The 6,235-nt window shown below is 63.4% G+C and carries 7 protein-coding genes and 1 pseudogene; 4 read left to right on the plus strand and 4 right to left on the minus strand.

All coding sequences use genetic code 11. The features are described from left to right. The coding region (locus ACR2J1_RS10475) for a BLUF domain-containing protein (protein WP_434019272.1) at window positions 1–340 on the plus strand (340 nt) is incomplete at its 5' end. 44 nt (window positions 341–384) lie between these two features. Here ACR2J1_RS10475 and ACR2J1_RS10480 read toward each other — a convergent pair. After that, complete coding sequence (locus ACR2J1_RS10480) at window positions 385–1,155, minus strand: competence/damage-inducible protein A (protein WP_434019273.1); 771 nt, start codon at window positions 1,153–1,155, stop codon at window positions 385–387. A 153-nt stretch (window positions 1,156–1,308) separates the two neighbouring features. On the opposite strand from ACR2J1_RS10480, the gene map reads away from it, so the two are divergent. The 3 genes and pseudogenes from map (at window position 1,309) to ACR2J1_RS10495 (ending at window position 3,467) form a co-directional block, all read left to right on the plus strand. Beyond that, window positions 1,309–2,130 (plus strand): type I methionyl aminopeptidase, encoded by an 822-nt coding sequence (gene map, locus ACR2J1_RS10485; protein WP_434019274.1) that lies wholly within the window; start codon window positions 1,309–1,311, stop codon window positions 2,128–2,130. 376 nt (window positions 2,131–2,506) lie between these two features. Continuing rightward, a pseudogene (locus ACR2J1_RS10490) lies at window positions 2,507–2,904 on the plus strand (JAB domain-containing protein). Next, a complete protein-coding gene (locus tag ACR2J1_RS10495) occupies window positions 2,898–3,467 on the plus strand; it encodes a hypothetical protein (protein WP_434019275.1) in 570 nt (189 codons plus the stop codon). Before ACR2J1_RS10490 ends, ACR2J1_RS10495 begins: the two are co-directional and overlap by 7 nt. Window positions 3,468–3,501: 34 nt before the next feature. Here ACR2J1_RS10495 and ACR2J1_RS10500 read toward each other — a convergent pair whose 3' ends face one another. From ACR2J1_RS10500 to ACR2J1_RS10510, 3 genes are all read right to left on the minus strand, one after another. Continuing rightward, the gene (locus ACR2J1_RS10500; protein WP_434019276.1) at window positions 3,502–4,158 is read right to left on the minus strand and encodes a DsbA family protein; all 657 of its coding nucleotides are present in this window, start codon (window positions 4,156–4,158) and stop codon (window positions 3,502–3,504) included. Between the two features lie 27 nt (window positions 4,159–4,185). Further along, window positions 4,186–5,424, minus strand: coding sequence for a beta-ketoacyl-[acyl-carrier-protein] synthase family protein (locus ACR2J1_RS10505; RefSeq protein WP_434019277.1), 1,239 nt, complete (start codon window positions 5,422–5,424; stop codon window positions 4,186–4,188). A 63-nt stretch (window positions 5,425–5,487) separates the two neighbouring features. Beyond that, window positions 5,488–5,757, minus strand: a complete 270-nt coding sequence (locus tag ACR2J1_RS10510; protein WP_434019278.1) for an acyl carrier protein — start codon at window positions 5,755–5,757, stop codon at window positions 5,488–5,490. Window positions 5,758–6,235: the final 478 nt, after the last annotated feature.

A 6,235-nucleotide genomic window follows, 5' to 3' on the forward strand; every position in this document is an offset into this window, starting at 1 on the left:
GAACAACGAAGCGGCGCATGTCACCGGCGCGCTCCTCGCAACCGACAATCGTTTCGCGCAAGTGCTGGAAGGAGACCGCGCTGCGGTGGAGGAAACCTATCGCCGCATCTGCGCCGACACGCGTCACACCGACATCGTCATGGTTCTCATGGAGCCCATCGCGCGACAATTTCCGCAATGGTCGATGGCTTGTATCGGTCCGTCGCAGTCGGCGGCGGCGTCGGCGGAGCGCGTCACCAGCGACGTGCCACACTTCAAGACCGGAGATGCAGCGCGGGCGCTCACCGACTTCATGAGCAGGATGCTCGCCGTCGAAGCCCCGACGCCCGCCGCCAACTGATTCGTTTTTCGGGCGTCATTTGCGCGTGGGCGGCACAAAATTCGTTAATCGGGCTCCGCCGCGACGGCGCTGAAGCCTTCGGTGTGGATAACTTCCCAGAGCCCCGCGAGCGCCTGTTCAAGCTTGGCGGGGTCGACGCTCCGCAGCACGGCGAAGGTTCCGAGGCGGCGCTGCTCGAAGAATGGGTAGCTTCCGATCTGCACCTCTGGATGCGACGCCTGTAGCGCCGCAAGGCCCGGCGCGACATCTCCCTCGGCGACATCGATGCGAACCGAACGGGTGAGCATTGGCCTACCGGTCCTGAGACGCGGCGCCACCGCATCGAGCATCACCTGCATGATTCGCGGCACGCCAGCCATGACGATGACATTTTCCAGCATGAAGCCCGGCGCGCGGGAAATGGGGTTATCGATCAGTGCGGCGCCTTGGGGGATGCGCGCCATGCGGAGACGGGCGGGCGTCAGCTCGTCCTCCGCATAATGGGTGCGCATCGCCGCCACCGCGTCTGGGTCGACAACCACCGCGACCTCGAAAGCCTTGGCGATGGCATCGGTGGTGACATCGTCATGGGTCGGGCCGATGCCGCCGGTCGTAAAGACATAGCTGAAGCGCGGCCGGAGCGTATTCACGGCCGCGACGATCTCAGCTTCCAGATCGGGCACGACCCTGATCTCGCGCAAGGCGATACCGGCCCGCGTCAGATAGGCTGCGATATAGGTTGTGTTCGCGTCCGTGGTGCGCCCCGACAGGATCTCCTCGCCGATAATGACCAGGGCCGCAGTCACCGGGTCGGAATCTTGCTCCATATCGGTCATGGCATGGAAAGCTGGCGAAATTTTTGGGTTGCCGGACGCACGCAGTATGTCCCGTCGGGGCGGGTCTGTCCCGGTCGTCTCGGGCGCGGTGCCATTGCGCGGGCGCATTTTTCACCTTAAGTCAGGTCCACGCCCTCGTTACGGTTATACGCAATGTCCAATCTCGAATTCGCTCGCGCACAGGCGCGTGACACCAAGATCAAGCTGCACGGGCCGGAGGCTTTTGCCGGGATGCAGAAAGCCGGCCAGCTCGTGGCCGAGGCGCTTGACGCGCTGACCGACAAGGTCGCGCCCGGCGTGACCACCGAGGCGCTCGACGCGCATGTGTTCGAATTCGCGATGGATCGTGGCGCGATCCCGGCCCCGCTCAATTATCGCGGCTTTCCGAAGTCGATCTGCACGTCCATCAATCATGTGGTCTGCCACGGCATCCCTGGGGATCGGCCGCTGAAGGAAGGCGACATCCTCAATATCGACGTGACGCTGATCGTCGACGGCTGGCACGGCGATTCGAGCCGCATGTACGGGGTTGGAAAGATCTCCCGCGCGGCCGAGCGGCTGCTCGAGGTCACCCATAACGCGCTCATGCGCGGCGTGGCGGCGGTTCGCCCCGGCGCGACCACCGGCGATATCGGCACCGCGATCCAGACCTATGCCGAAGGAGAGCGCTGTAGCGTGGTGCGCGATTTCTGCGGCCACGGCTTGGGGCGCGTCTTCCACGACCGTCCCAATATCCTGCATTACGGCGAGCCGGGCGAAGGGCTGCAGCTCAAACCGGGAATGCTCTTCACCATCGAGCCGATGATCAATCTCGGCAAGCCGCATGTGAAGATCCTGTCCGACGGCTGGACCGCGGTCACCCGCGATCGCTCTCTGTCGGCACAGTTCGAGCATACGATCGGCGTCACCGAGACCGGATGCCAGGTGTTCACCGCCTCGCCGCGAGGCTCGGACCGACCGCCACTGCAGCACTAGCCGGCGCATGATGGGCTTCAAGGACGCCGGCAAGCCCCATTATCTCGGACACCGGGAGCGCTTGCGCCGCCGCTTCCGTGAAGGCGGCGCCGACGCCCTGCCCGACTACGAACTTATCGAGCTGATCCTATTTCGCGCCGCGCCGCGCAAGGACACGAAGCCCCTGGCCAAGGCGATCCTCGCCCCGTTCGGCAGTTTCGCCGAGGCCATCAACGCGCCTGAGGAGCTGTTGCGCGAGATCCCCGGCATCGGCGAGGCCGCCATCACCGAGATCAAGCTCATCCGCGCCGCGGCGCTGCGGCTCATGCGCGGCGAGGTGCTGAAGCGCCCAGTGCTCGGCTCCTGGGAGCAGGTGGTCGACTATTGCCGCGCCTCGATGGGGTTTGAAGCCAAGGAGCAATTCCGCATCCTCTTCCTCCACAAGCGTAACCAGATCATCGCCGACGAGGTGCAGCAGAAGGGCACCGTCGATCACACCCCCGTTATGTGTGTGACGTGATGAAGCGGGCGCTGGAGCTGTCTGCGACGGCCATGGTGCTCGTCCACAACCACACTTCGGGCGATCCGACGCCGTCGCGGGCCGACATCGACATGACGAACCGAGCGGCTTGGCGGCGGCGACGATCTGCTGCCACGAAAGCTCGCATGGCCCTGCTTGCCGACAATGATGTTCGGCCTGATCTGATCCCCCGCCCGGCGCCCGGAAAGCGGAACTTTAGCTCCGGCCCTTGGTTTGCAACGCATCGCAACCAAGGGGACATCCTATCATGGTAACGAAATCTGGCCGCGTTGAAGAAGCGTCCGTCGAAAGTTCTTCGTCAGCCGTTGAGTGGGGCGCCATTGTCGGCGGCGCGCTCGCGGCGGTCGGCGTCTCCATCATCCTGTTCACGCTCGGACCGGCGATTGGGCTCAGCGCCATGCCCTACTCGTTCTCATTCTCCGAAACCCCGCCGGCAGCCTTTGCGATCGGCGCGGGCATCTGGATGATCGTCACGCAGTGGTTGGCGTCCGGGCTCGGCGGCTATCTGACCGGCCGGATGCGCACGAAATGGGTGGGTATCCGCACCGATGAGGTCTTTTTCCGCGATACCGCTCATGGCTTCCTCGCCTGGGCGCTCGCGACTCTCTTGGTGGCTGCTCTGGTCGCGCTCAGTTCCGCAGTCGGCGGTGCTGCCGCCGTGACCGCGGGTGCCGACAGCGTCTCCGCCGAAGCTGCCGAGCAGGCACGGCAGGCGGCGGTGAGTTTCGGCTTCTTCATGTCGCTGTCGTTGTTGATCGGTGCGTTTATCGGCGCGGTCGCCGGCGCCATCGGCGGCTACCACCGCGACGCCGATTGATCGACGATGGGGAGGTCTAACGGCCTCCCCATTTTCATCGACAGGCTGCGCAGCCATCCTTGCGGACCTTCGCAACGGCGGCTTCCAGCTCCGGGTAGAAGGGATCCGATCCCTCTCCCAGCACCTGATTCCCGACGAGATAAAACGGCACGCCTTTCACCCGCAATTCGCCCGCCAAGCGTTTGTTCTCGGCAAGGGTCGCGGTGATCGAAGGCTGCGCGGCGGCCGTTTTAAGCGCGTCGGGGTCGAGCCCAAGCTCGCTTGCGATGCTCAAGGCCCTAGCTACCGTGGCGCGCCCGCGCTCGGTGATCAGCCTGTCATGCAGCTCGGCATATTTGCCTTGCGCCTTCGCCGCGAGCGCAAGCCGCGCCACGGCTTCTGAGTCCGCGCCCAGCACGGGCAGCTCTTTCAGAACCACACGGATCTTGGGATCTTGCGCGACGAGACGCGCGAGATCGGGCGCGGTGCGGCGGCAGTCCGGGCAGTTATAATCGAAGAAGGCGACCACGCTCACGTCGCCTTGCGGGTTGCCGGCCACGAAGCTTGTCGGCGAGCGGAAGATCTCTTCGGCATGCGCGGCGATGGCCTGCTGCTGTTTGCCGGACTGCGACCAGTCCGCGATGACATAGCCGAGCACGAGGCTCGTCACCGCGAGGAGCGCGATCTTGGCGATCAATCCGAGTGAAGGCACGTGCCCCGCCGCGAGACGAAAGGCCGCTTAAGCGGGCGGCGGGCCGAAGACCAGAACCGCATTCAGGCCGCCGAAGGCGAACGAGTTCGACATCGCATAGTTGACGTCGCGCTTGCGGCCGACATTCGCGGTGTAGTCCAGATCGCACTCGTCGTCGGGCTCATCGAGCCCAAGCGTAGCGGGCACGAAATTATCGCCGATCGCCTTGATGGCGGCGACGGCCTCGATGGCGCCACCGGCGCCAAGGCAATGGCCATGCATCGACTTCGTCGAGGAGATCGACACCTTGTTGGCGGCATTGCCGAACACACGCTTGATGGCGCGGGTCTCGTTGATGTCGTTGACCATGGTCGCGGTGCCGTGCGCGTTGATGTAGTCGATGTCGCTCGGCGACAGGCCGCTGTCGTCGATCGCCATCTGCATCGCGGTCGAGGCGCCGTCGATGGACGGATTGACCATGTCGCCGGCATCCGCCGTCATGCCATAGCCCTTCACCTCCGCGACGATGGTGGCGCCGCGCGCCTTGGCCTGCTCGTACTCTTCGAGCATTAAGATGCCGCTGCCCTCGGCGAGCACCGTGCCGTTGCGGCGCTTGGAGAAGGGCCACAGGCCCTCCGGGCTCAGCACGCGCATGGCCTGCCAAGCGCGGGTGGCGCCCCAATTGAGCGAGGCTTCCGCAGCGCCGGCCAGGCCGCGATCGACGAGGCCTTCGCGAATCATGCGGTAGGTGAGGCCGATGGAATGGGTGGCGGTGGAACAGGCGCTCACGACGCCGAAGGTCGGGCCGGTGATGCCGTAATCGATGCTGACATGGGCGGACGCGGAGCTGCCGATCGCCTTCAACAGGGTCAGCGGATGCGTTGCGCGCTTGTTCTCTTTGAACAGCATCTTGTAGGAGAATTCCAGCGTCGTCAGGCCGCCAACGCCGGAGCCGATGATGCACGCCGTGCGATAGCCTGCCTCGCCCTTGAGCGGCATTTCCATGCCGGACTGGGCAACCGCCTCCTTGGCGGCGCAGCCCGCGTATTGCGAGAACTTGTCCGCGAGCATGAGCGACTTGCTCAGCTTGCGCTCGCTCGGGTCGAAATCGGGGATCTCCCCGGCGATGGTGATGTAAAGATCCTGCGTGTCGAAGCTCTGGACTTCGCGAATGCCGCACTCGCCGGCCTTCAAGCCCGCCCAGAATTTCTCAACGCCAGTACCCAAAGGTGTAACGACGCCCTGGCCGGTGACCACGACGCGCCTTCGCCCATTATTTTGTGTCATATAGGTTTAAACCGTAGCTCCAAGCGTGGCTGAACCCCCGCGAATGCCTTTCGTCGGCGCGCCCTAAGCTGCGGCGCCGGAAGCCTTCGACTGAGAGATGATGCTTTGCACGCGATCGACGACAGACCCCACTGTCGCAAACGCCTCTACTTCTTCGTTGGCATTATATGGGATCTCGATTCCGAAAGTGTCCTCAATATCGAAAACGATCACAGCTAGATCGAGAGATTCGATTTCAAGCTCGCTAAGGGGAGTTTCGAGCGCGACGGCCTTCGAAGGATCCTTCATGTTCTTGCGCAAAATCTCGATGATCTTCGTTGCCACCTCGTCCATATCGCTCTCCCTGCCCGGTTCGGGGGTCCGTGTCTAATCCCTGGCTAAGTCACAGCTATTCCTAGGGCAAGTTGGCCATTGGAATAGACTTAAAATTTGGTCGAGTCTACCCAGGCCTTGGCCTATACAAGCCCTGCTAGCTGATCTCATCGCCAATAAAATTGGCGTTTTTGCGCCTTACTATGCCATTGTTTCAGCATATTCACGGCAACGCTCAGGCTAACCCATGACGCCTTAAGCAATCCCTTGCGTGCTATCATAATTTTGTCGAGAAGACTGCCTGCGGCCAATCGCCTCCCAATTGGCATTTCGGTCCGGTAAGCGGCGATAAAATATAACGGAATTCTTAACGCATGGCGAGCGACCCCGCCTCCGCGCCCTCGAAGGCGGCGACCGAATCCCTCAGCGCAGCCCGGCCGTGGCTGAAAGCCTATCCGCGCGCGGTCGACTGGCATGCCCCGTTCGAGCCCAAGTTGCT

It is taken from the genome of Methyloceanibacter sp. (assembly GCF_050999895.1).
GTDB lineage: Bacteria > Pseudomonadota > Alphaproteobacteria > Rhizobiales > Methyloligellaceae > Methyloceanibacter.